Consider the following 24,648-nt stretch of genomic DNA (forward strand, 5'->3'; position numbering starts at 1 on the left):
CCGCTAGAATCCCAACCATGAAGGGCATCATTCTCGCCGGCGGGTCGGGCACTCGGCTGTACCCGATCACCAAGGGCATCTCGAAGCAGCTCATGCCCATCTACGACAAGCCGATGATCTACTACCCGCTGTCTACACTGATCAGCGCGGGGATCCGGGAGATCCTGATCATCACCACCCCGGAGGACCAGGACGCGTTCAAACGCCTGCTCGGCGACGGCTCCTCCTGGGGCCTCATGCTCGACTACGCCGTCCAACCCTCCCCCGACGGCCTCGCCCAGGCCTTCATCATCGGGGAGGACTTCATCGGCGGGGACTCCGTCGCCCTCGTGCTCGGCGACAACATCTTCGATGGTGCTGAACTGTCCCGCCTCATGGGCGACGCTTACGACCCGGACGGCGGCGCCATCTTCGCCTACGAAGTCTCCGACCCTGAACGTTACGGTGTGGTCAGCTTCGACGAGCACGGCACCGCAACCGCCATCGAGGAAAAACCTGCCGAACCGAAATCCAATTTCGCGGTGGTGGGCCTGTACTTCTACGACAACGACGTGGTCGACATCGCCAAGACCATCACCCCGTCGGAGCGCGGCGAGCTCGAGATCACCAGCGTCAACGAGACCTACCTGCGCCGCGGCGACCTCAAGGTCCACCGGCTCCACCGCGGCGACGTGTGGTTGGATACCGGCACCATCGACTCCATGAGTGAAGCCAGCTCGTACGTCGAAGTGATCCAGAAGCGCACCGGCACCGTCATCGGCTCACCCGAAGTCGCCGCCTACCGCCAAGGCTTCATCGACGCCGCCGCCCTGGAAGACCTCGCCGAGCCGATGTTCAAATCCGGCTACGGCCACTACCTCATCGACGCAGCACGGGAGTGAACGTGAACAACCAACCCGAGCACAACGACCGGAGTGAGCTCCGCTCCGGTGCCGTCACCGTCCTCATGTCGGTCTACCGCAACACCACGGCCGAGGAGCTCGCCCACGCCCTGGACAGCATTGCCGCCCAGACACGCCCGCCGGAGAGGGTGCTGGTGGTGAAGGACGGGCCGGTGGAAGGGGACGTCGATAAGCTGCTGTCGTCCGTGGACACCGTGACGCTGCCCGACAACCGCGGACTCGGCATCGCGCTGCGCGCGGGACTGGCGGACGTGGACACGGAATACGTCGCCCGGCTCGACTCGGACGACGCCGCCTTCCCCGAGAGGCTGGAAAAGCAACTGGCCTTCATGGCCGCGCACCCCGAGATCTCCGTGCTCGGAACCGCCATGCAGGAATTCGACGGCGACTCCTTCGGCGGCGTGCGCCGCCTCCCCGAAAACAACGACGCGATCGCGCGGTACGTGAAAATCAACTCGCCCATGAACCACCCGTCGGTGCTCATGCGCGTCGCCGACATCCGCGACGTCGGGGGCTACCGCCCCATGCACAACATGGAGGACTACGACCTGTGGGCGCGCCTCATCGCCGGCGGCAAGAAACTCCACAACCTACCTGAACCCCTCACCTACTTCCGCGTGAACGACGCCCAGCTCAAACGCCGCACCACCCCCGAAACGCGGCGCGCCGAACGCGAAATGCAACGCGCGCTCATCAGCTATGGGCTCATCTCGCAGCCGCGCGCCGCCGCGAACTACCTCGCCCGCAACCTCTACCGCGCCCTCCCCTTGAGCGCGATGCGGCGCGTTTACTCCCGCTTATTCCACCGCGGGGACTAGAGTTCCGTTCATGACCCAGCAGCGCCCCTTCGACGACACATGGCTCGTCGTACCCTGCTACAACGAAGGACCCGTCATCGGGGATGTGCTGCGGAACGCCCTGCAGACCTTCCCCAATATCGTCGCCGTCAACGACGGCTCCGCCGACAACTCCGCCGCCGACATCCACGCCGCTGGCGCGCACCTGGTCAACCACCCAGTCAACCTCGGCCAGGGCGCGGCGATCCAGACAGGTGTCGAGTACGCGCGGGCGCAGCCGGGAGCGAAATACTTCGTCACCTTCGACGCCGACGGGCAGCACCAGGTGCACGACGTCGTGCGCATGGTGGAGAGGCTCAGGACGGAACCGGTGGACATCATCGTCGGCACGCGTTTCGCCGACGGCTCCGGCACCGACAACGTCCCCTGGATCAAGCGCATCGTGCTCAAAACCGTCGTGTTCCTGTCCCCGCGCAACCGCAAGCTCGGGCTCACCGACGCCCACAACGGTCTCCGCGCCTTCAACTCCAAAGTGGCATCCGAGATGAATATCCGCATGAACGGCATGTCCCACGCCTCCGAGATCGTCACCATGATGGACAAACAGAACTGGCGCGTCGCCGAGGAACCCGTGGACATCCTCTACACCGACTACTCCATGTCCAAGGGGCAGTCGCTGGTCAACGGCGTGAATATTCTCGCCGACGGACTCGTCGCCAGGAGGCTCCCATGATCCAGATTCTCTTGCTGATCGCCGCGACAGTATTAGTCCTGTACTTCTTCACCAACCGCAAAAAGGCCAACGTGAAGGCGTGGGTGAAACTCGGCTTCCTCGTCCTGGTGATCGCCGCGGTGTGGGCGATTCTGCGACCCGACGACCTGACCATCCTGGCGCAATGGCTCGGAGTCGACCGCGGCACCGACCTGATGCTGTACACGCTGATCATCGCGTTCTTCTTCACCACGATGTCCACGTGGGTGCGATTCCGCGAGCAGGAGCTCCGCTACGCGCGCCTCGCCCGGGCGGTAGCCCTGCAGAACGCGGTGCCGCCGGCCGCCCCGGCACCGCTTCCGGGGGCACAGGGTGCGCAAGGTGCTCAAGGCCCCCAAGGCACCCAAGACACCCAGGGTACCCTGGATGCGCGTTCGCAGGGGCCGCAGCAAAATTAACGCAACAGCCGACTAAGCTTGGTGCCCATGAGCACGAACTCGAGCGAGGACAACAAGAACAGCCGCGGCGGGTCGAAGGTGCCCCCTGTGATGTGGGCTTTCACCGCCGTTCTGGCACTGGGCACCGGTGTGGGCGGCTACATCATCGGCGACCACCAGGGCCACGAGCGTGCCACGAACGAGATCGCCTCCGGACAGCACTTAGCCGATGACGCGTCCGCGCCAGTCACCGAGATCCCGGAGGATGCCAAGCCGGGCACCGAATTCACCGAGGCACAGGCCAACGAAGAAGCCGCCATGATTCACGGCCCGGGCGCGGAGGTCACCTCGCGCAAGGATATTTCCAATTCTGCCCGCCGCGACCCGAACGACCCGTTCGCAGTCGGCGCTGTGGACGCCCCGGTGGTCATCGCCGAGTTCACGGACTGGGACTGCCCTTTCTGCATCCGCCACACGGTCCAGACGGAGCCGGAACTGATGAAGGAGTACGTCGATAAGGGCTACGTGCGCATCGAGTGGAACGACATGCCGATCAACGGCGACTCGGCGGAAGCTGCCGCACGGGCCGGCCGTGCGGCCGCCGAACAGGGCAAATTCGCAGAGTACAAGGAGGCGTACTTCGCCGAAGCGGGCAAGGTGGACGGCCACCCGGGCTACGACATCGAGGACTTCGTGGGCTTCGCCGAAGCGGCGGGTGTGCCGGACATCGAGAAATTCCGCGCCGACGCCACCAGCGACAAATACGACAAGGCGCTCGACGAAGCCCTCGACTACGCGCAGGGCCTGGGCATCACGGGGACACCGGGCTTCATCGTCAACAACGAGTTCATCGGCGGCGCGCTGCCGATCGAGGACTTCCGCAAGGTCATCAACAGCGAGCTGAAGAAGACGGTCCAGAGCTAGGAACTGCGGCTAGTATCGGCGCCTAGTAGCCGCGCCGGATCCACTCCTCGAGGTGGGGCGCCTCCGCACCGACGGTGGTGCTGTCGCCGTGGCCGGTGCGCACTCGGGTCTCGGGCGGCAGGTCGAGAACCGACTTCTGCAGTGATTCGATGATGGTGTCGAAGGAGGAGAAGCTCCGTCCAGTCGCACCGGGGCCGCCTTGGAACAGGGTGTCGCCGGAGAAGAGTTCACCGGCTTCCTCGGCGTAGAGCACCACGGAGCCCGGCGAGTGGCCGGGGGTGGACAGAACTTTGAGTTCGGTGCCGGCGATGGTGAAGATCTGGCCGTCGGAAAGCGGCTCGAAAGGTTCTTGCGGGTTCGCCTCGCCCCAGAGCATGTCGTCGCCGGGGTGGAGGTAGACGGGGGCGTCGACAAGCTTGCTCAAAAGCGGCGCGGCGTCGACATGGTCGTTGTGGCCGTGGGTGGCGACGATGCCTGTGACCTTCCGGTCCCCTACGGCTTTCGCGATTGCTTCGGCGTCGTGCGCGGCGTCGATGATGAGGACCTCGGAGTCGTCGCCGACGATCCAGACGTTGTTGTCCACTTCCCATTCGCCGCCGTCGAGCTTGAACAGGCCGGAGGTGACTACGTTCTCGATCTTCATGGTGCTCCTTAGAGTTCGACGACAGAGCGCAGCACGTCGCCCTGCTTCATTTTGGTGAAGGCGGATTCGATGTCGCCGAGGCCGATGCGTTCGGAGACGAATTCCCCGAGCGGGAACCTTCCGTCGAGGTGGAGGTCGACGTAGGTGGGGAAGTCGCGTTCGGGCAGGCAGTCGCCGTACCAGGCGGGCTTGATGGAGCCGCCGCGCGCGTAGAGGTCGATAGCGGGGATGTCCACGTGGTCGGTCTGGTTGGGCACGCCGACCATGACCATGCGCCCGGCGAGGTCGCGGGAGTAGAACGCTTGCCGCCAGGTGGGCTGGATGCCGACGGCATCGATGGTGACATCGGGGCCGTAGCCGCCGGTGAGTTCGCGGACGCGGTCGATGACCTCGTCTTCGCTCATGTCTTTACTGCAGAGCGCGTCGGTGGCACCGAAACGCTCAGTGGCGGCATCGCATTTGCGCTTGTCGACGTCCACCGCCACCACCTTCCGCGCCCCCGCCAGAGCGGCGCCGGCGACGGCGGCCAAGCCGACTCCCCCGAGGCCGAAGACGGCGACAGTCTCGCCACGCTGGATGTCGCCGGTATTCACCGCGGCGCCGAGGCCCGCCATGATGCCGCAGCCCAGAAGCCCTGCGGCGGCGGGGTCTTCATCGGGGTTCACCTTGGTGCACTGCTTTTCGTGCACGAGGGTTTTCTCAGCGAAGGAGCCGATGCCGAGGGCGGGTGTGAGGGGCGTGCCGTCGCCAAGCGTCATGCTCTGCGAGGCGTTGTGGGTGGCAAAGCAGTTCTTCGTGTCGCCCTTGCGGCACGCGCGGCATTCGCCGCACACCGCACGCCAGTTGAGCACGACGAAATCGCCGGGGGCGACGTGCGTGACGTCTTCTCCGACTGTCTCGACGGTGCCGGCGGTTTCGTGGCCGAGGAGGAACGGGTACGCGTCCTCGATATCGCCGTCGCGGTACGCCAGGTCCGTGTGGCACACACCGGTGGCCTGGACCTTCACAACGACATCGTTGGGACCCGGGGCGGGGATCACGATATCCGCGATCTCCACCTCGGCGCCCTTCTCGCGGGCGATGACGCCCTTGACTGTTTGCTCGGTTTGCTGCTCGCTATTCGTCATGCCTCCGAGCGTAGGGAAATCTGCGCTAGGACGCTGCGAGGAGGCCTGCCAGGCGGGCGTGGCCGCGCTGCGTCACGTGGATCGGCATGTTGCCGGGGCCAGCGTAGAAGTCGATGAGACCGGCGAATTCGCGGTCCTCGTCGCGCGCGCACATGCCGTTGTTGCGGGTGCCCGGCTTGAAGTCGACGAACTGGGTGCCGGTGGCTTTCGCGAGGTCCACGTTCATCCACTGCGCGAGATCCTCCCAGTAGCGCACCTCCGGGATCGGGGTGGCATCGTACATGTTCGGGCCGACGTGGAAGAGGCAGACGCGGTCGCCGCCGGTGATCGTCGGGTAGCCGACGATCTGGATGCGCGCGTTCGGCGCAGCGCGGCGGATCTTGTCCACCTGCGGGCGCATGAAGTTGACGTAGTCGCGGCGGATCTTCTTCGGGTCTTCGCCGCGGTGATTGTAGGTGTCGTTGAAGCCGACCTGCAGGACGACGCGCTTGGTGTTTCTGTCGAGGCCGCGCTCGCGCACAGCGCGGTCGATCTGGGTGACCACGTTCGGGCCGCGGGAGATGGTCACAGCACCCGGGCAGGAGAAGTCGCGGGGCTGGAGACCGAGGCGGCGGGCGGCCTGCTTGCCGAAGTTGTTGCCGCTCGTGGGGCACCAGCGTGCCGGGTCGGACTTACCGTTCGGGTGCGTGCCGACGCGGGCGCTGAGGTATTCGAGCGACGGGGCGTCGGCGACGACGGAATCGCCGAAGATAACCATGTTGCCGTTGTCGGCGTGAGCATTCGGGGTGGCCGGCCCGGCGACGATTCCGACGCCCATCAAGGCGGCGACAACGAAGGCGGTGACGCGGCGGCGGGTGTGGGTGAGCATCATCCATCTACTTTCTGCTGGTCGGTGTGGTTGACGGGAGGTGTTTTTCACAGGCGGCGCAAATGGCCTCACAGTTAAGTGGTCGGATTTTCCGAAGTGTATGTTACACAACCAATTACCACACAGGCCGCAATAACCTCATTGTTAACTCTGTTCACTAGTTTTTGGGTTGGGTCTAACAAAATATCCCTGTCAAAACGATAACAGTGTGATACCCCTAGCACCAGGAATTGAGCGGAGCACGTTTTCCGCGGCCGCCGCCCGACCCCGACAGCGAAGGACACACACGCAACCATGGCGAATCAAAGCAGCTACTCCCCCATCCAGCGCGTGGGCGCCTTCGCAGAGCTGGCGTCGCTGATCGTGCAGCGCCGCATCGTCAGCTTCGAGGGTGGCCCGGGCGTTTTCCTCCGTGGCTTCGGCGATCTGCCGCGCTGGGGCATCACCGCCGCCCGCGAGGTCGAGCAAGGCGCACGCTGCTGCCCGGAACGCACCGCGCTTATCGACGACTCTGGCCTCCTCACCTACCAGCAACTCCGCGACACCTCCCGCAAGCTGGCCCGGTGGCTGCTCAAGCACAAGCGCGACGCTAGCCTGCGTGAGCTGCGCATCGGCATCATGGCGCGCAACGGCCGCCACTTCGTCATTCCTTTCGCAGCCAAGAGCTACGCCGGCGGCGCCGCCTTCCTGCTCAACATCGGCTCCTCCCCGGAACAGCTCGCGGGCTGCATCGAGGAAAACGACATCAACGTCTTGTTCGTCGACGCCGAATTCGCCGACCGCCTCCCGGCCGATCACCCGGCCATGGACGGTGTGGCTGTGGTGTGGGGGTATGGAGGGGAAAGTGAGGGAAGCGTCGATAAGCTGCTTGCCTCTGATGCTGACCTGCCGACACTTCCGCTCCTCCCGACTCAAGGCGACATCGTCCTGATGTCCTCGGGCACGACCGGCGTGCCGAAGGGCATTTTGCGCAATGAGCCGAAGATGCCGTTCGTGCTGACCGGGCTGCTATCCGCCGTGCCGTGGTACGCGAACCAGACGGTGCTGCAATCCGCGTCGATGTTCCACACGTGGGGCTGGGCGACGCTGCTGGTGGGGCTTGGTTCACGCTCCACGATTGTCACGCAGCGTGAATTCGACCCGGCGACCGCAATGAAGCAGATCCAGGACTTCCGCGTCGACGGGCTCATCTCGTCCCCGATCTTCTACAAGCAGATGCTCGATCTGCCCGAAAACGAGCAGTGGGACACCTCGACGCTCAAGTGGATCGCCTCGTCCGGCAACGCACTGACCCCCGATGTCGTCGCGCGCGTCCACGAACGCTTCGGCCCCATCCTGGCGAATATTTACGGCTCCACCGAACTCTCGCTCGCCACCGTGGCCACCGCCGACGATATCGTCGCGCACCCCACCGCCGCGGGCCGTGTCGTACCCGGCAGCACAATCAAGCTTTACGACGACTCCGGCAACGAAGTCCCCCAAGGCGAACCCGGCCGCATCTTCCTCAACAACGAGACCGCGCTGAAGGGTTACTCCAACCCCGAGACTCCCCTAGTCATGATCGACGGCCTGATCGAAATGGGCGACCGCGGCTACTTCGACGAACTCGGGCGCCTCCACGTGCTCGGCCGCAACGACGACATGCTCATCATCGGCGGCGAGAACGTCCACCCCCAGTCCGTCACCGAGACCCTCGAACCGATGCCCGGCGTCGCCGATGTCTACGCGGGCGGCGTCGCCGACGAAGACACCTTCAAACGCATCGCCGTCTGGGTCGTCCGCTCCGACGACGCCGCCGGCCGCTCGCTCACCGCCGATGCTGTTCGCGACTGGATCCGCGACAAACTCGCCCACCACTCCATCCCCCGCGACGTCAATTTCGTCGACTTCCTGCCCCGCAACCCAACCGGCAAAATCATGCCGCGGTTCCTCCCCGAATCCCGCCGCGGCAACTAGCCGCAACCAGCTGAGCTGCCCGCGGGTTCGGCGGCGGGGGGCAGCGTATAGTTTGGGAAGTTCGTGAACTAGAGCACACTTGCCCCATACGCAAAGGAGCACCCGACAGTGGCCCACTTCTCTGCCCGCCAGCTGAAGAATTTCATGCAGTTCTGGCCCCCGCTTTTCGGCGCCGGCGTGAAAATCAAGGAATTCACCGACGACGGCACCCGCGTCGTGGTCACCCACAAGCCGAACATGCTGACCAAAAACGCCATGGGCGTCGCCTTCGGCGGCACCATGTCCGCCATGACCGACCCGTTCTTCATGCTCGCCTCCATGCACCGGTTGGGCAAGGACTACAAGATCTGGGACACCGCCGGCGAAATCCAATTTGTGAAGCCCGGCCGCGGCACACTCACCGCCGACATGCGCATCCCTAACGAGACCTACGAGCTCATCAAGGAGAAGACCGCCGGCGGCGAGAAGTACCTCCACTGGTTCGACGTCGACATCGTCGACGAAGAAGGCGACACGGTCGCGCACGTGCGGCGCCAGGTGTACTACCGCCTGAACCAAAAGAATTAACCCCAGCTCTGGTGAGTTGGGGTTTCGGTGGAGCCGCCTGCGAGAATCGAACTCGCGACCTTCTCATTACGAGTGAGATGCTCTACCGACTGAGCTAAGGCGGCCGGACCAGCGCACATCTTAGGACGCGTCTAGTTCCGAGGGGATAGCTTAATCGACGAGCGCGCCGCAGCAAAAACCGCGGATAGGAATACTGTTACGGTCAGCTGACGTCGCAGGCCCTGCGGATGCGGCCGAGCATGCCGTTGAACGCGATGACGGGCAGCACGGACTGGTCGAGGCGCTCGCGGCACTGCGCGATGGCGTCGAGGCATTCGGTGAGGCCAGCAAGGTCGACGCGGCCGGCGATCTCCCGCGACAGACCCTCGTAGTCCGGGTGGATGAGTTCAAGCCCGCTCTCAGCGCCGATGACCATCGCGTCGCGGTAGATGCCGGCGAGGTCAACGAGAGTGAGGTCTAAAACGTCGCGGAGCCGGCGCGTGCCGCGGGCTTTTTGCTTGGCTTCGAGCTCCTTCAGCGACCCGGACGCGCCCTTCAGCGCACGCGCCGCACCCTTGCCTTTCGCGCCCATGCCGAGGGCGTTTTCGAGTTTGACGCGCTCTTCCTCGTCGGCTTCGGCGTAGGCGTCTTTCGCTTCGGCGTCAGCGGATTTCACCAGGGCGGCGACGGCTTGAAATGCCTGGTCGCCGTGGAAGACGAGCTCTGCGAGGTTGATCGCGCTCGCACGCCTGCGCTGCGCTGCCTCGCTGCGCACCAGCCGTCGCGCACGCCCGACATGGTGCAGCGACGTCGCGGCCGCCAGACGCGCATCAGCTTCGGAGGCGCCTTCCTCGCTCATCAACAAACGCACAATTTCGCTTGTCGACGGTGCCGGCACATACACATGCCTGCACCTCGACCTCAGTGTGGTTGAGAAATCCTCCGGATCTGTGGAGGGGGCGCACATAATGATCACGGTGGATTCGGGAGGCTCTTCGACGGTTTTGAGGAAGGCGTCGGCCGCAGCCGTCGAAAAGCGGTCCGCGTCGTCGATGACCACGACCCGCCACTTCGCCACTGACGGCAACCGGGCGGCCTGCTGGATGATCCCGCGCACCGTCTCCACCTTGATGCCCAACTCCTGCGGAACGATGTGGACGACATCCGTGTGCGAGCCCGACAGCGCATCGCGGCACGCCTGGCAGCGCCCGCACCCGATCTCGTCGGGGTCGGTGCACATGAGCGCCGCGGCGAACGCGAGCGCTGACGTAGAGCGCCCCGCCCCCGGCGGACCCGTGAACAGCCACGAATGGGTCATCGCGTGCGGGTCGGAGCCCTCCACCCCGCGGGCCGCGGCAGCCGCCGCCATGATCACGGAACGGACCGTGGGAATGTCCGCGAGCCGGTCGGACACGCTGCGGAAAGGCGTGTTCCCGGCGGGGTCTGAGGGGGTCGTCGGCGCAGTCACGCGTCCTAGCCTAGTGGGGCACCCCGACCACGGCGCACGCGGCGGAAAACAGGTCGGGCATCACGCATTGCGACTATTGAGACTATTGCGACAGCAGGCAACGTAGAGTAGTGCAACGTGAAGAACTTCTGGCACGGACTCCGGTGGCTCATGGGAACCCCATGGCCCCTGTACGCATCCGTGCTGCTGTTCACCAACGTGGCGAGCGCCATCGCGATCATGGCCTTCGTCCGCTATCTCATCCCCATGCCGGAAGCGCGCGAACTCGGCAAAGTCGCCGCCGGTTTCGCCCCGGTGGGCATCCTCTACCTGGTCTTCGCGGTCTTCATCGGCGGCCTCGTGTCGTACCTGCTCTTCAGGTCTGTGCTGCTCTACCAGCGCAGGCCCGACGACTTCGACCCGTACGTGGTGCGCAACCTCGTGCTGCGCATCCCGGCACTGCAGACGCTCATCGTGGCCATCATCTGGTTCATCGGCATCCTCATCGCCACCGCCGCCGCGTCACGCGTCAACGGCAGGCTCGCCCTGGTCGTCGCCGTGTCCACGCTCATGGCTGGCCTGGTCACCTGCGTGCTCACCTATGTCCAGGCCGAACGTCTCGTCCGCCCCGTCGCGGCGAACACCTTGTCCAAGCGCTTCGCGGACACGACACTCGAGCCGCCGATCAAGCAGCGCCTGTACATGACGTGGTTCATGTCTTCCGGTGTGCCGCTGATCGGCATTCTGTTCCTCCTCGCGGCGCAGAGCAACGGCTTTTTCGGTGACACTGCGGGCGAGCTCATGCCGTCGGTGTCCGCGCTAGCGCTCACCGCCATCGTGACCGGCATGGCCGGCACCGCCTTCGCCACCATGAGCGTCGTCGACCCCATCAAGGAGCTGCAGGAAGCCATCAACCGCGTCCGCCGCGGCGAGACCGACACCCAGGTGGATATCTACGACGCCTCCGAGCTCGGCGTCCTGCAGGCCGGCTTCAACGAGATGATGCGCGGCCTGAACGAGCGCCAGCGCGTCCGCGACATCTTCGGCCAGTACGTCGGCAGCGAAGTCGCCCAGAAGGCCCTCGAGGAGCAGCCGGAGCTGGGCGGCGAGGACCGAAAGGTCGCGGTCGTGTTCATCGACGTCATCGGCTCGACCAACTTCGCGGTGAACCACACTCCGGAGGAAGTCGTCGACGCCCTCAACGAATTCTTTGAGATCGTCGTCGATGTCGTCCACCGGAACAAAGGCGTGATCAACAAATTCGAGGGCGACGCCGCCCTCGCCGTCTTCGGTGCACCACTCGCCGTCACCGACTCCACCTCCCACGCCCTCACGGCGGCCCGTGAACTGCGCCAGGAGCTCGACGGGTTGGAGTTGGACGCCGGCATCGGTGTCGCCTCCGGCCACGTCGTCGCCGGCCACATCGGCGGCCAGGACCGCTTCGAGTACACCGTGATCGGCGATGCCGTGAACACCGCGGCCCGGTTGACGGAGTTGGCCAAGGACTCCCCCGGCCGCGTCCTGACGAACCTGTCCACGCTCAAGGGCGCCAACGAGATCGAGAAAGCACGCTGGACCGTGATGAAGTCGATCGAGCTGCGCGGCCGCAACAAGATGACGCAGCTGGCCCGCCCTGTCCGCGCGACAATGGCGGACAAGTACTAGACGCGCCCCTCCTTACGCCCACACCCCGCCGCCGTGGAAGCGGGGCGCGGCGCTACTTCTTCCGCGAGCCAGCCTTGACCACGCGCTTGGTGGTTTGCGGCGGCTTCTTCGCCGCACGCTTGGCAGTCTTTTTTGCCGTTTTCTCAGCTGACTTCTTGGTCGCCTTCTTCCTGGTGGCTTTCTTCTTGGCGCCTCCTGCGCCTTCCTCGGCCTCGCGGGCGCGGCGGGCGGACAACAGCTCGTTGGCGCGCTGGTCGGTCATGGTCTCCGGGGTGTCGCCGCGCTGGAGGGACGCGTTGGTCTCGCCATCGGTGACGTACGGTCCGAAGCGGCCGTCCTTCACCATCATAGGCTTGCCGGAGACGTCGTTGTCACCGAGCATCTTCAGCGGCGGCTTGGCGGCAGCACGGCCACGGCGCTTGGGCTCCGCGTAGATACGGCGTGCCTCGTCGAGCGTGATCGAAAAGATCTGCTCCTCGGAGGCCAGGGAACGTGAGTCGCTGCCCTTCTTAAGGTAGGGGCCGTAGCGGCCGTTCTGGGCGGTGATCATCTCGCCGTCGGCCGGGTCCTCGCCGACTTCGCGTGGCAGGGACAGCAACTTCAGGGCTTCCTCCAGGGTGACCGAGGACGGCTCCATGGAGGAGAAAAGGGAGGCGGTGGAGGGCTTGAGTTGCTCGTCGATAAGCTGCTCGGTGCGCTTCGCCTTCTGGTTGGCCGCGGTCTTGGTCTCCCAGTTCTTGGCGCGCTTTCCCTCGGCTGCGCGCTGGGCATCCTCCTCGGCGCGCTCGGCGGCGATGATCTCCTCAGCGCGGGCCTCCGCTTTGGCGCGCTCGTCGTCGCGCACGAGCTCCGTGACATACGGGCCGTAGCGACCCTCCTTGGCCACGACGGTGCGTCCGTTGGCGGGGTTCTCCCCCAGCTCGCGGCCGGTCGGCGGGGTGGCGAAGAGCTTCTCCGCCATCTCCTCGGTGACCTCGTCCGGGGTGGTGGACTCGGGCAGGTTGGCGCGCTGGTACTCGGGCTCCCCCTCGGCAGTCGTGCCCACCTGGCGCTCCAGGTACGGGCCGTAGCGGCCAACACGGACATAGACCGGGCGGTCCTGGTCGTCGCGGAAAAGCTCGAGGGAGTTCACGCGGCGGGCATCGATGGATTCGAGGTTGTTCTCGATGATCGCCTTCAAGCCGCCGCGGCGCGCGATGGCCTCTGCGGTGGTCTCGTCGGCATCGGCGTCGCCGAAGTAGAAACCCGTCAGCCACTGTGTGCGGTTCTCGTTGCCCTGGGCGATCTCATCGAGCTCGTCTTCCATGGAGGAGGTGAACTCGTAGTCGACGAGGGCGTCGAAGTTCTGCTCCATGAGTCCCACGACGGAGAATGCGACCCACGTCGGCACCAGGGCGTTGCCGCGCGGAGCGACGTAGCCGCGGTCCTGGATGGTCTTGATGATCGACGCGTACGTCGACGGACGCCCGATACCGAGCTCCTCCATCTTCTTGACCAGGCTGGCCTCGGTGTAGCGTGCCGGCGGGTTCGTGGAGTGGCCGTCGGCGGTGACATCCTGGGCGGTGAGTGCATCGCCCTCCGCGAGCTGCGGCAGATGCTTTTCCTTGCTGTCCTGGTTGTCGGAGTAGGCGCGCAGCCAGCCCGGGAAGGTGATGGTGCGGCCGGAGGCGGACAGTTCGACGTTCTCGCCGGAAGTCGCCGCGCCCGCGATCGTCGCGGTAACCGAAGTGCCGCGGGCGTCTTCCATCTGGGAGGCGACGGTGCGCTGCCAGATCAGCTCGTAGAGTTTGAATTCCTCAGCGTCCAGTGAGCGGGCGAGCTCGCCGGGAGTGGCGAAGCGTTCGCCGGCCGGGCGGATCGCCTCGTGCGCCTCCTGGGAGTTCTTCACCTTGCGGTCGTAGCGGCGCGGGGCGTCGGTCACGAAATTGGCACCGTAGAGTTCCCGGGCGGCCGAGCGCGCGGCGTCGAGCCCCTGCTTGGACAGGGATGTCGAGTCCGTACGCATATAGGTAATGTGGCCGTTTTCGTACAAGCGCTGCGCAATGCGCATGGTGCGGGCCGACGTGAAGTGTAGTTTTGCACCGGCGGCCTGCTGCAGCGTCGAGGTCATGAACGGCGGGTACGGCCGGCGGGTGTACGGCTTGGACACCACGCCGGTGACTGTCATGTCTTGGCCGGTCAAGGCATCCGCGAGGGAGCGGGCATCCTGCTCATCGACCACCACGAGCTCGTCATTTTTGAGTTTTCCGCGGTCGTCGAAGTCTTTGCCCTGGGCGATGCGGGAGCCGTCGATAAGCGTGAGCTTGGCGTCGAAGGTCTCGCCAGAGCGTTCAAGCGAGGCGGTGAGGTCCCAGTATTCCGCGGGGATGAACGCCATGCGCTCACGTTCGCGCTCCACAATGACGCGCGTGGCCACGGACTGCACGCGGCCGGCGGACAGGCGCGGCATGACCTTCTTCCACAGCACGGGGCTGACCTCGTAGCCGTAGAGGCGGTCGAGGATGCGGCGCGTTTCCTGCGCGTCGACGAGGTCCATGTCCAGCTCGCGGGTGTTCTCCGCGGCCTCGCGGATCGCGGATTCGGTGATCTCGTTGAACACCATGCGCTCGACGGGCACTTTCGGCTTGAGCACCTCGAGCAGGTGCCACGCGATCGCCTCGCCCTCGCGGTCCGGGTCTGTCGCGAGGAGGAGCTTGTCGCTCTTTTTCAGCTTGGCTTTAAGGTCCGTGACCTTCTTTTTCTTGTCCGCGCTGACCACGTAGATCGGCTGGAATTCGGCCTCCGGGTTGACGCCGAGCTTCGCCCACGGCTCCTTCTTGTATTTCGCGGGAATGTCCGCAGCGCGGCCGGGAAGATCGCGGATGTGGCCCACAGACGCCTCGACGAAGTAGCTATCACCCAGGTACTTCTGGATCTTCTTCGCCTTCGTCTGCGACTCCACAATGACCAGGGTCTTGCCCTGTCCGTTCTGCTCAGCCACGCCGGGTGACTCCTTAAATATTCGCGTCAACGATTCTCTCAAAGACAACTACCACTATTTTCGCGGCGGCGTAAACGAGGGGTAGCGCTTTTTCGCTTATCGACGTTAACACTGCCCACCCCCAACCACTCCCGCCCCACTACACTTTCCGCAAGAGGTCACGTCTGCCCCGCACCCGCGTTCGGGGCCGGCACGGTACGAAAACGGGAAGGATTAGCCGCTGTGAGTGGAGTAGTGGACTCGCTGGTCGCATTCTTGGAGCAGCTCATGACCACCCCGTTCTTCTACCCGCTGCTGAGTCTGTTGATCAGCGTTGATGCGCTGTGCCCGCTGGTGCCGTCCGAGACTGTCCTCAACTTGGCCGGCGCTTTTTCCGGCTCTCAAGGCATTCCGGATGTGCGGTGGATTTTCGGTGCCGCGGCGATCGGAGCGATCATCGGCGACAACCTGTGCTTCATGCTGGGCGGCAAACTCATCCGGGTGGTCAACCAGCTCGACCCCGAGTCGCGCGCCGGCAAGACCATCGAGTGGGTGCGCGCCAACCAGAACAAGCGGGCGGGGGTGACCATCATCGTGGCGCGCTTCCTGCCGTGGGCGCGCTGGGTGGCCACAATTGTCCTGGGTTCGGTGCGCTACAACTGGTTCTTGTTCTTCATTTACGACACGATCGGCGTCCTGCTCTGGGTCACCATCGGCGTCGGTGTCGGCTACGTCGGCGGCTCCATCCTCTCCGACTTCCCTCTGCTGGCCATGCTGGTGGGTGTGACCTTGGGCTCCTTGGTCGGCTTCGCCATCCAGAAGCTGCAGTTGCGTTTTGCGGAGTGGAACGACGTGCGGCGGGGCACGTCCGTGATTTAACAGCGCAACCCCGGCCCCTCCCCCGTTCAAAGGGGTGGAGGAGCCGGGGTTGTGCGGGACGTTTATTAGGTGTTAGAGCGCGCGCACCTGCTGTGCCTGCGGGCCCTTGCTGCCTTCGCCGATCTCGAATTCGACCTGCTGGTTCTCCTCGAGGGTGCGGAAGCCGCTGCCCTGGATCTCCGAGTAGTGGACGAAAACGTCGGCGGAGCCGTCGTCAGGAGCGATGAAGCCGAAGCCCTTTTCGGCGTTGAACCACTTCACTGTTCCAGTAGCCATTGTGATCAAACCTTTCGTGATTTCCGGCCTGTGCCGGTTGTTCGCGGTCGTGCTGGCAAAACTCGCGAGCACCCCGTGAAAGGCGCACACAAAATCTGCGACCACTGATTATCTTGCCATGATTTATGCTTTTACGTCGGACTTAATTTACGCGGGGAGGGAGATCGCATGCCGCACAGCGGATCCGGCGGTTTCGCCGATGAGCTCATCGACGGCCTCGCCCGCGCTCTCCCGTCGGGAACGCTCACGCATGTGCGCACTGTCGCCGCGCAGCTCTCGCGGACGGCACCGTGGCCGGACTGGGTCGACGAAGACTTAAAGAACACGCTTATCGACGCCTCCATCCCCCACCTCTACATCCACCAGCGCCAATGCGCCGACTTGGCCTGGGAAGGCCGGGACGTCGTGGTGGCGACAGGCACGTCGTCAGGCAAGTCCCTGGGCTACCAGCTACCCGTGCTGAGCACGCTCGCGGACGACCCCACTGCGTGCGCTTTGTACATCACCCCCACCAAGGCCCTGGGGTCCGACCAGCTGTTGGCGGTGAGCAACCTGATCAAAGGCCACCCCCGGTTGAGCGGCCCGAAAGGCATCAACCCGACGCCCTACGACGGCGACACCCCCACCGAGGCGCGGTCGACGATCAGGGAAACCACCCGCTTCGCCTTCACCAACCCCGATATGCTGCACGCCGGCATCTTGTCCTCCCACGTGCGGTGGGCGCGGTTCATGCGCCACCTGAAATACGTGGTGGTGGACGAATGCCACACCTACCGCGGGGTGTTCGGGGCGAATGTGGCGCTGGTGCTGCGCCGCCTCGACCGCATCGCGCGAGCCTACGGGGCGCGCCCCACATTCATATTCGCCTCCGCCACCGCGGCGGACCCGGCGGCGCACGCGGCGAGGCTGTGCGGACGGGAGGTGACCGCCGTGACGGAGGACGGGGCACCCACCGGCGAGCGCACCTTCGCCTTGTGGGAGCCCGGCTTCATCGAGGGCGCCGAGGGCGAGAACGGGGCACCGGTGCGCCGCGCCGCCACCACCGAGGCGGGGGCGATGATGGCGGACCTCGTCGCGGCGGGTGCCCGGACGTTGACCTTCGTGAGGTCCCGGCGCGCCAGCGAGACCGTTGCGATGCGCGCCTCCGAAGATCTCGTGGCAGCCGGGCGCGCCGATTTCGCCCGCCGAATCGCCTCCTACCGGGCGGGCTACCTCGCCGAGGACCGGCGGGCGCTCGAGCGTGCCCTGGACAACGGCGACCTGCTGGGCATGGCCACGACGAATGCGCTGGAGCTGGGCATCGATGTCGGCGGCTTGGACGCGGTGGTCATGGCCGGGTTCCCGGGCACCGTCGCATCGTTCCGGCAACAGGCCGGCCGGGCGGGGCGCCGCGGGCAGTCGTCGCTAGTGGTCATGATCGCCCGCGACGAGCCCATGGACACCTACCTGGTCCACCACCCCGAAGCTCTATTGGACAAAGCGGTGGAGAACAGCGTTTTCGACCCCGCCAACCCGTATATTCTCCGTGGTCATGTCTACTGCGCCGCCGTGGAGAAACCGCTCACGGAGGCGGATATGGAGGAGCTGGGGGCGGGGGATGTCGTCGACAAGCTGGAAGCTGACGGTCTGCTGCGCAAGCGTGCGCGCGGCTGGTTCGCGGTCCCCCAGCTCACGGGGCCGATCTCGCCGGAGACCGCCCACGGCTCGGTATCGTTGCGCGGCGGGACCGGCGAGCAGGTCATGATCGTCGACGCGACAGACGGCCGCCTGCTCGGCACCGTCGATTCCGCGCGCGCGATGTCGCAGGTCCACGACGGTGCCGTGTACATCCACCAAGGCGAGTACTTCATCACCGACGAACTCGACCTGGACAACTACGTCGCGCTCGCGCACCCGGAAGTGCCCGATTACAGCACCACCGCACGCTCGACGACCGACATCGCAATTATCGGCGAGGCCCACGCCCGCTGGAACCCGTCGCCCGGACTGTGGGTGGCCAGCGTCGACGTCGAGGTCACGGACCGCGTCACGGGCTACGTGGTCACACTCGCCGACGGCACCACCTCCGAGCACATCCCCCTCGACCTGCCCGAGCAGAAGCTTCTCACCCGCGCCGTCGCCTACACCATCGACCCGTTGGCCCTGGAGAAGATGGGGGTGACCGCCGGCGACACCCCCGGCACCCTGCACGCCGCCGAGCACGCCGCCATCGGCCTGCTGCCCCTGTTGGCCACCTGCGACAGGTGGGATATCGGTGGGGTGTCCACCGCCCTGCACCCCGAAACCATGCTGCCGACCGTGTTCGTCTACGACGGCCACCCCGGCGGCGCCGGCTTCGCCGACGAGGGCTACGACCGCTTCCACGAGTGGATCTCCGCCACGTTCGAGGCAGTGAAGTCCTGCGGCTGCGCTGCCGGCTGCCCCTCGTGCGTGCAGTCGCCGAAATGCGGGAACGGCAACCAGCCCCTAGACAAGGCCGGAGCGCTGAAGCTCCTCGGCGCACTGGTGACCATGACTGCCGGAGCGGACACCGGAGCTTCCTAGATCGGCTCCGCCTTCGCCGGTGCTCCTGCCGCGCCCGTGACTGCCGGAGGTCATCCCTCCAGTCGGTTTCTTAAGTCAGCCCCGGTTTTGTCTAGATCGGTCCTGCTTTGGCAACCGCTTCTGACTTCCCCACGGTGGCGGAAACTACGACGTCTGCCCCGGTAATGGCGCACTGACCAAGCTCCGCCCCGTTGAGCTCCGCGGTCTGCCGCGCCGTTGAGCATGCGTCAGAACCGGCGTACACGGCAGTCGCCCCGGCGACCGCGGCGAGGTCAGCGGCGACCTGCGCGCGGTGCGTGTCCGCCGTTCTGCTCACCAACGCCGCGACGACCAGGGCCAACGCCACCACTGCGGCGATGATGCCTGCCGACGCGATGGTGGCGTAGCCGCAGTCGGACCCGCAGCGGGTTCGCCGAGCTCGCCGGACGAGCCAGGAACGCGCTGCGGTTGTCACGGTGCCTCCACGGGGAACGCGGCGGTGGCGCTCATCGCGCGCACCGGTGCCGGGACCTGCGCGGTCACCCGCACCACCCCGGCGGACTCCGAAACGGTGACGGTTACGCCATCGCGCGGCGGTTCGTACGGCACGCCGATGGCGTGCGACCGAGCGGCCGCACCGGCGATGTCCACCGCCGCGATATACGCACCCAACGTCGCGATCCCCGCCACGATCGCCGCCGCCACCGTGACCAGAACAGCCAGGGCGAGAGCGGCTTCGATGGTGACGGAGCCGCGGTCGTCGATAAGCGGAATGCGCCGTGACATGACGTTCTCCCTAGGACGGCTTGTTCGACAGCGCGTCGGTGATGATCCCCTCGATCGCGTCCACCACCCCGTTACCGTTGATGACCATGTAGAGCACCGCGGCAAGCGCCGCCGCGGCCAGGCTCCCCATGGCGTATTCGATGGTCGACATCCCGTCGTCCCTGCCCAGACGCGCCGCACGCGCGGCAGCTTCGATGTAGAGGCGGGTGATCTTCTCGTTGATGGACTCAGTGGTGTTCGTGATTGCTGCGGTCATTGTGTTTTCTCCTTGTGTGAATGCGTGTGCTTGTCGGCCTGTTGGCCTATTCCGGCTGTCGGTCTGTTTGGTCGCTAAATGGTGGTCGAGTGATTGCTGCGGTTGTGGTTGTGTTCCCTCCCCTCATTGCCCGCCGAACATCTGCGAGCCCAGACCGATGACCACGGGTGCAAGCCCGAGGACGAAGAAGGCCGGGAGGAAGAAGGCGGCGAGCGGAATGCTGATCAGGACCCCTGCGCGTTCGGCGGCTGCGGTCGCGTCGTCGGCGGCTTCCTCGCGGAGTGTTGCCGCGAGGCGGTCGCACCCGTCGGCAACGGCGGAACCGGATGCGTGGGACAACGCGACGAGCGACGCGAGCTCCCCGCACCCGGGCACCCCGTCCATGGCGGACCAGGCGCGTTCCGGTTCGACGCCGAGGTGGTGGAAAGCAACCACGCGGCGCCATTTCTCGGCGAGCGGTGAGGCCGCATCCTCCCCCGGTGCGCCCGGGGCACCGTAGCTGTCGGCCACTGCCTCGGCAGCGACGGGGACAGGCAACCCGGCGCGGAAACAGGCGGCGAACAGCTCGATGTCGCTGGCGATCCGGTGCCGGTCCGGTGGACCGTCGCGCGGGGTCTTGGAGCCGGCGGCGCCGCGGCCGCCGGCCGGCGGGGTGAAACGCCCGGCGACCGGGGCGGGAGGCACGGCGAGGGCGGCACCGAGCAGCACGGCGGTAGCGAATCCGGTCATCCGGCGGCCCTCCCGATGATGAATTGGGAGGTGTGGAACCCGGCGCAGACCAGCACCGTTCCGGCGAGCAGGAGCATACTGCCGAGCCCGCCGCCGGTGAGCAGCGCCACCGGCCGCGCACCCATGGCCTGCCCCATGAGGATTCCGGCCAGAGGCAGGACGGACAGGACAACGGCGGTGGCCCGCGGCCCGGCGAGCGCCGCCGAGGTGGCGTGGCGGTGACGCAGGGCGTTGTCGATGCGGGAGCGGGCGCTGTCCAGAAGGTCCGCCATGGGGATGCCGAGGCGGGCCGACAGGAGCCAGAGGCTCGCCGCGCCGCGGAGTTCAGCGGAGGAGGAGTCGGCGAGTGCGGCCGCACCGGTCCCGCCGCGGCGGGCGTGGGCGGCGGCGCGTTCAAGGTCACGAACAAGGTCGGCGGGGGCGCCGTCGGGAAGCTGGCCGACGGCACGCGCGCACGCGTCCGCGACGGTGGATCCGGCGCGCACCGCGGCGACAAGATGACCGAGGTAGGCAGCGGTGGTCTCCATGCGCGCAGTGGCGGCTTTCGCCCGGCGGGAGCGTACAACGCTATGCGCGGCCGTCGCGCCCGCCACGCATGCCGCGAGGACGACGAGCATGCGGTCGGCAGCCAAGATCAGAGGCACAGCCGTGGCGGAAACAACAGGCAGAGCCGGAAGCAGTGAAGCGAGGCTACGCGAACGACCGGGCGCCAGGTTCCCGACGCGCCGCGCGGGGTGGGCGGGCGCGACGGCGGCAGCGGCGGCGAGAAGGAAGAGTGTCATGGCAGCCCCAGTTCGTCTTTGAGCTCGCTGTATCCCTCGCGCGGACCGGTGTCGGCGTCCCACACGACGTGGGGAGTCACGGGGTTTCCGTCGAGCACGCCGATCTGGTGGACACGCCGTTTGCCGTCCGCGCCGCGCCGCATGACCACCACGGCATCGACGGCGGCGGCGAGCTGCGAATGCAGCGCCTCACGGCCGAGCCCGCCGAGCACGGCAAGAGCCTCGAGGCGGGCGGGGACTTCCTCGATCGAATTCGCGTGCACGGTGCCCGCGCCGCCGTCGTGCCCGGTGTTCAGCGCGGCGAGCAAGTCGACGACTTCGGCGCCGCGGATCTCCCCCACCACGATCCGGTCGGGCCGCATGCGCAGCGCCTGTCGCAGCAGGTCGGAGATGGTGATCTCGCCAGCACCCTCCGCATTCGCGCCGCGCGACGTCAGGTTCACCACGTGCGGGTGCGCGGGCGTGAGCTCGACGGTGTCCTCGATCGCCACGATGCGCTCGTGCGCGGCGACCTCCGCCAGCATCGCGGCGAGCAAGGTCGTCTTTCCCGTCCCGGTTCCGCCGACGACGAGGAAAGCTTTCCGCTTCTCGACGATCCCCCTAAGCACCCCCGCCCTTTCCCCATCCACGCCCCCTGAGGCCTGGATCTGGTCCAGCGTGGCTGTCTTGTTCCGCAGCACGCGCAGGGACATGCACGTGCCGCAATTGGCGGTGGGGGAAAGGATGGCGTGGAAGCGGAGAACAGTGCCGTCGTCGCGCGGAATATGCCCGTCGGCGAAGGGGCGAGCATCGTCCAGGCGGCACCCGCAACTACTGGCCAGACGGGTGGCCAAGCGCCGGACCTCCGCCTCCCCGACCAGGGTGAGGCTCGCGCGCTCCAGGCCGCGGCCGCGGTCGAAGAAAATGTCGTCGGGCCCGTTGACGCAGATATCCGTGACACCGTCGATGGCGAGGACCTGCTCGAGTGGGCCGATGCCGACGGTCTCGTCGCGCAGCGTCCGCATGATGTCGAGGACGTCGAGATCGCTGATCACCACCGCTTCCTCGCGGATGAGTGCCGCCAGCTGCGCCGGACTGTGCTCCTGCGGGGAGTCGGCGAGGCGCCGCTGAACCTTCGCCAAGATGGATGCCCTATCCATTGGCCACCTCCAAGACAGCCTCCGCGGCGGCGGCTAACGCGCGGGGGAGCCGGACTGGAAGTCCGTGAACCTCGGTGCCGCGGACGAGCCGCGGCAGATGTTTGACCTCCGCGATGACGTCCGCTCCCGCGACGCGTTCCACTTCCCGCGCGCTCAACCCCGACCACCCACGGTGTCGCAGGACCAATGAGACCGGGGTGTCCGCCGCGCGGCATTCCGCGCAGATCAGCGCTGCCGCTGCCGCCGCCCGCACTTCTGCCGGGACGACGACGAAGGCATGGTCGCACCTGTTCGGCAACGCATCCGGCGGGGCATCCACCACGGTCAGTCCCGCGGCGCCGAGCACCGTGGTCACGCGGTCGACTTCACCGGTCAGTCCCGCGGCAGCGGCACCGGCCGTGGAGACAGTCACTTTTGTCCGCGGCCCAGTGAGCACCGCGATTCCGTCAGAAGTCCGCGGCAGTGCCTTGCGCAGCTGGGCTCTGTCGACGGAGCCCTCACCAATGTCGATCTCACCCCACCGCGCACCCACTTCCTCTTCCACGCCGAACAGCAAGTCCAGACCGCCGGAATAGCGGTGGGCATCCACCACCACCGGTTCCATGTCTGTCGACGCCGTCCGAGCCACCGCCGCAGCCAGCGTCGACGTGCCGGCCCCGCCGGCGGCACCCACGAACGTCAGGACAGCCCCGACGGTCGGCGACGCGGCTCGGCGGCCGACCACGCTCCTTCCCGACCGCGGCTCCCGTGTCTGCCCCGCCCCCTGGGAGCTCGCGAGCGCCAGCTTTCCCAGCGCCTTGAGCAGGTCCGCGGCGTGGGCGGGAAGAATGAAGGTGTCCTCAGGGGCCGCCGCCGGGTCGGCATCGCCACTCACGAAAAAGATGCCCTCACGCGGGGGAAGGGAGTCGAGGTCGGGGGCACGGGCGCGGTCGATAAGCACGGCGAATGCCCGGGCATAATGGCGGACAAGATCATCGGGCCCCCGCGAATCGATGAGCGGGCGCCCCGTCGCCGCCGCTAGGTGAGTGGCTTCAGGGTGCAGGAGCGCGTCGTCGACGGCGATGAGAATCGGTGCTGTTTCGCTGGTCATGGCTTCACCATCGCCCAGCTCCCACGGCTGCTCAAGGTCCCCTCCGCGCAACTGTGGATAACCCCGGTTTTACGGGACGCGTCACCAAAAAACTGTGGAAAATAAGGGGCGGCCCGCGCTATCGGGGGGTGCGCGGGCCGCCGTAACCCGGCCACAAGGGGGGGGTAGGAGGGCCGGGGCCGGCCGCACTGTATATCGGGGCCGTGCGGGCATAATTATGGCACACCCCGGCAACCGAACACAACGGCGACCCGCGCCGAACTTCAAATATTCGTTCGACCGCCGACCTTGACCACGGGCGTAAACTATCCCCCATGACAGATTCGGGCGCTGAAAACCGCGTGGCGGCGTTTTTCGACCTGGATAAAACGATCATCGCCACATCCTCGGCCTTCGCATTCGGCCGCGGGTTCCTCGACAGTGGCATGATCACGCGCACCGAAGCTCTCGAGCTGTTCTTGACCAAGACATCCTACATGCTCAACGGCCAGTCCAGCTCGAAGATGGACGCCACGCGCGACCGCCTCGCCGACATGGTGGCCGGATGGCCCGTCGCCGACGTGCGCACCGTCGTCGCGGACACCATGAACACGGTGGTGACCCCCGCAATCTACCGGGAGGCGCGCGAGCTCATCGAGTGGCACCGCGAGCGCGGCCACGACGTCGTGATCCTCTCGGCCTCGGCATCACTCCTGGTGGAACCGATCGCGGAAGAACTGGGCATCGACACCATCGTCGCCACCGAGGTCGAAGTTATCGACGGCAAACTCACCGGCGCCATCACCCGCTACCTCAAGGGGGAGCAGAAGGCGGAGGCGATGAGGGAGCTCGTCGATAAGCGCGGCTACGACCTTGCCTCCAGCTATGCGTACTCGGATTCGCTCACCGATGTCCCGATGCTCTCCCTCGTCGGACACCCCGTCGCTGTCAACCCTGAACGCGGGTTGAAAAAGCACGCCACGGAAAACGGCTGGGAGATGCGCAGCTTCAAAAACCCCGAGCCCCTCTTCAACCCGCCCGGCGCGAAAGAGATCGGCATCGGCGCCGGTGTCGTCGTCACCGTGACCGCCCTGACCGGCTTCGGCATCTGGTTGGCACAGCGCGGCCGCGGCGGCACCACCTCATAATGTGCTGTGCGTTACTATAAGATCGGTTTGAACTGACTACACACCGGAAGAGCCGGTGCGCCCCGAGGAAGGTTGAGA

24 protein-coding genes and 1 tRNA gene are annotated in these 24,648 nt (G+C 66.2%); 11 read left to right on the top strand and 14 right to left on the bottom strand.

Features of this window, described 5'->3' with window-relative positions; genetic code table 11:
- Window positions 1-17 precede the first annotated feature (17 nt).
- Genes rfbA through QYR03_RS07260 form a run of 5 tightly spaced genes read left to right on the top strand, consistent with a single transcriptional unit; the run spans window position 18 to window position 3,772 of the window.
- Window positions 18-881, top strand: coding sequence for a glucose-1-phosphate thymidylyltransferase RfbA (rfbA, locus tag QYR03_RS07240; protein ID WP_301712560.1), 864 nt, complete (start codon window positions 18-20; stop codon window positions 879-881).
- A 2-nt stretch (window positions 882-883) separates the two neighbouring features.
- A complete protein-coding gene (locus tag QYR03_RS07245) occupies window positions 884-1,720 on the top strand; it encodes a glycosyltransferase (protein WP_367620394.1) in 837 nt (278 codons plus the stop codon).
- Between the two features lie 10 nt (window positions 1,721-1,730).
- Window positions 1,731-2,432, top strand: a complete 702-nt coding sequence (locus QYR03_RS07250) for a glycosyltransferase family 2 protein (RefSeq protein ID WP_301712561.1) — start codon at window positions 1,731-1,733, stop codon at window positions 2,430-2,432.
- Window positions 2,429-2,869, top strand: coding sequence for a DUF2304 domain-containing protein (locus QYR03_RS07255; RefSeq protein WP_301712562.1), 441 nt, complete (start codon window positions 2,429-2,431; stop codon window positions 2,867-2,869). The genes QYR03_RS07250 and QYR03_RS07255 overlap by 4 nt, the downstream gene beginning before the upstream one ends.
- Window positions 2,870-2,896: 27 nt before the next feature.
- A complete protein-coding gene (locus QYR03_RS07260) occupies window positions 2,897-3,772 on the top strand; it encodes a thioredoxin domain-containing protein (RefSeq protein ID WP_301712563.1) in 876 nt (291 codons plus the stop codon).
- Between the two features lie 22 nt (window positions 3,773-3,794).
- On the opposite strand, the gene QYR03_RS07265 is transcribed toward QYR03_RS07260, so the two are convergent.
- From QYR03_RS07265 to QYR03_RS07275, 3 genes are read right to left on the bottom strand one after another with little or no spacing between them, the layout of a single operon-like run.
- Entirely contained in the window at window positions 3,795-4,415 is a 621-nt protein-coding gene (locus QYR03_RS07265; RefSeq protein WP_301712564.1) for an MBL fold metallo-hydrolase, read from the bottom strand.
- Window positions 4,416-4,423: 8 nt separating this feature from the next.
- Window positions 4,424-5,542, bottom strand: a complete 1,119-nt coding sequence (locus QYR03_RS07270) for an S-(hydroxymethyl)mycothiol dehydrogenase (protein ID WP_301712565.1) — start codon at window positions 5,540-5,542, stop codon at window positions 4,424-4,426.
- Between the two features lie 25 nt (window positions 5,543-5,567).
- A complete protein-coding gene (locus tag QYR03_RS07275) occupies window positions 5,568-6,413 on the bottom strand; it encodes a GDSL-type esterase/lipase family protein (protein ID WP_367620395.1) in 846 nt (281 codons plus the stop codon).
- A 291-nt stretch (window positions 6,414-6,704) separates the two neighbouring features.
- Between QYR03_RS07275 and QYR03_RS07280 the strand changes: the two genes are divergently transcribed.
- Window positions 6,705-8,366: an AMP-binding protein gene (locus QYR03_RS07280; protein ID WP_301712566.1), complete on the top strand. Its 1,662-nt coding sequence runs from the start codon at window positions 6,705-6,707 to the stop codon at window positions 8,364-8,366.
- A gap of 108 nt (window positions 8,367-8,474) precedes the next feature.
- The gene (locus QYR03_RS07285) at window positions 8,475-8,933 is read left to right on the top strand and encodes a DUF4442 domain-containing protein (RefSeq protein WP_301712567.1); all 459 of its coding nucleotides are present in this window, start codon (window positions 8,475-8,477) and stop codon (window positions 8,931-8,933) included.
- Between the two features lie 28 nt (window positions 8,934-8,961).
- Here the strand turns inward: QYR03_RS07285 and QYR03_RS07290 are convergent.
- A tRNA-Thr gene (locus tag QYR03_RS07290) sits at window positions 8,962-9,037 on the bottom strand.
- 98 nt (window positions 9,038-9,135) lie between these two features.
- Window positions 9,136-10,281 (bottom strand): DNA polymerase III subunit delta', encoded by a 1,146-nt coding sequence (locus tag QYR03_RS07295; RefSeq protein WP_301712626.1) that lies wholly within the window; start codon window positions 10,279-10,281, stop codon window positions 9,136-9,138.
- A 249-nt stretch (window positions 10,282-10,530) separates the two neighbouring features.
- Between QYR03_RS07295 and QYR03_RS07300 the strand changes: the two genes are divergently transcribed.
- The gene (locus tag QYR03_RS07300) at window positions 10,531-12,024 is read left to right on the top strand and encodes an adenylate/guanylate cyclase domain-containing protein (protein ID WP_301712627.1); all 1,494 of its coding nucleotides are present in this window, start codon (window positions 10,531-10,533) and stop codon (window positions 12,022-12,024) included.
- Window positions 12,025-12,076: 52 nt separating this feature from the next.
- On the opposite strand, the gene topA is transcribed toward QYR03_RS07300, so the two are convergent.
- Entirely contained in the window at window positions 12,077-15,004 is a 2,928-nt protein-coding gene (gene topA, locus QYR03_RS07305; protein WP_301712568.1) for a type I DNA topoisomerase, read from the bottom strand.
- 222 nt (window positions 15,005-15,226) lie between these two features.
- On the opposite strand from topA, the gene QYR03_RS07310 reads away from it, so the two are divergent.
- Window positions 15,227-15,862 (top strand): DedA family protein, encoded by a 636-nt coding sequence (locus QYR03_RS07310; protein ID WP_301712569.1) that lies wholly within the window; start codon window positions 15,227-15,229, stop codon window positions 15,860-15,862.
- 72 nt (window positions 15,863-15,934) lie between these two features.
- On the opposite strand, the gene QYR03_RS07315 is transcribed toward QYR03_RS07310, so the two are convergent.
- A complete protein-coding gene (locus tag QYR03_RS07315) occupies window positions 15,935-16,138 on the bottom strand; it encodes a cold-shock protein (RefSeq protein WP_076598122.1) in 204 nt (67 codons plus the stop codon).
- 168 nt (window positions 16,139-16,306) lie between these two features.
- Between QYR03_RS07315 and QYR03_RS07320 the strand changes: the two genes are divergently transcribed.
- Window positions 16,307-18,682, top strand: coding sequence for a DEAD/DEAH box helicase (locus QYR03_RS07320; RefSeq protein WP_301712570.1), 2,376 nt, complete (start codon window positions 16,307-16,309; stop codon window positions 18,680-18,682).
- Between the two features lie 91 nt (window positions 18,683-18,773).
- On the opposite strand, the gene QYR03_RS07325 is transcribed toward QYR03_RS07320, so the two are convergent.
- The 7 genes from QYR03_RS07325 to QYR03_RS07355 form a co-directional block, all read right to left on the bottom strand.
- Window positions 18,774-19,136, bottom strand: coding sequence for an Rv3654c family TadE-like protein (locus QYR03_RS07325; RefSeq protein ID WP_301712571.1), 363 nt, complete (start codon window positions 19,134-19,136; stop codon window positions 18,774-18,776).
- Window positions 19,133-19,447 (bottom strand): hypothetical protein, encoded by a 315-nt coding sequence (locus QYR03_RS07330; RefSeq protein WP_301712572.1) that lies wholly within the window; start codon window positions 19,445-19,447, stop codon window positions 19,133-19,135. The genes QYR03_RS07325 and QYR03_RS07330 overlap by 4 nt, the downstream gene beginning before the upstream one ends.
- Before the next feature lie 10 nt (window positions 19,448-19,457).
- A complete protein-coding gene (locus QYR03_RS11040) occupies window positions 19,458-19,703 on the bottom strand; it encodes a DUF4244 domain-containing protein (protein ID WP_301712573.1) in 246 nt (81 codons plus the stop codon).
- A 123-nt stretch (window positions 19,704-19,826) separates the two neighbouring features.
- Window positions 19,827-20,432 (bottom strand): type II secretion system F family protein, encoded by a 606-nt coding sequence (locus QYR03_RS07340; RefSeq protein ID WP_301712574.1) that lies wholly within the window; start codon window positions 20,430-20,432, stop codon window positions 19,827-19,829.
- Window positions 20,429-21,214 carry a type II secretion system F family protein gene (locus QYR03_RS07345; RefSeq protein ID WP_301712575.1) on the bottom strand — a complete coding sequence of 262 codons (786 nt, stop codon included), beginning with the start codon at window positions 21,212-21,214 and terminating at the stop codon, window positions 20,429-20,431. The genes QYR03_RS07340 and QYR03_RS07345 overlap by 4 nt, the downstream gene beginning before the upstream one ends.
- Window positions 21,211-22,353 carry a TadA family conjugal transfer-associated ATPase gene (locus tag QYR03_RS07350; RefSeq protein WP_301712576.1) on the bottom strand — a complete coding sequence of 381 codons (1,143 nt, stop codon included), beginning with the start codon at window positions 22,351-22,353 and terminating at the stop codon, window positions 21,211-21,213. Before QYR03_RS07350 ends, QYR03_RS07345 begins: the two co-directional genes overlap by 4 nt.
- Entirely contained in the window at window positions 22,346-23,443 is a 1,098-nt protein-coding gene (locus QYR03_RS07355) for a hypothetical protein (RefSeq protein ID WP_301712577.1), read from the bottom strand. The genes QYR03_RS07350 and QYR03_RS07355 overlap by 8 nt, the downstream gene beginning before the upstream one ends.
- Window positions 23,444-23,757: 314 nt before the next feature.
- On the opposite strand from QYR03_RS07355, the gene QYR03_RS07360 reads away from it, so the two are divergent.
- Window positions 23,758-24,570 (top strand): HAD family phosphatase, encoded by an 813-nt coding sequence (locus QYR03_RS07360; RefSeq protein WP_259848978.1) that lies wholly within the window; start codon window positions 23,758-23,760, stop codon window positions 24,568-24,570.
- Window positions 24,571-24,648 lie beyond the last annotated feature (78 nt).

The sequence above is a fragment of the Corynebacterium sp. P4-C1 genome (assembly GCF_030503595.1).
Taxonomy (GTDB): Bacteria; Actinomycetota; Actinomycetes; order Mycobacteriales; family Mycobacteriaceae; genus Corynebacterium.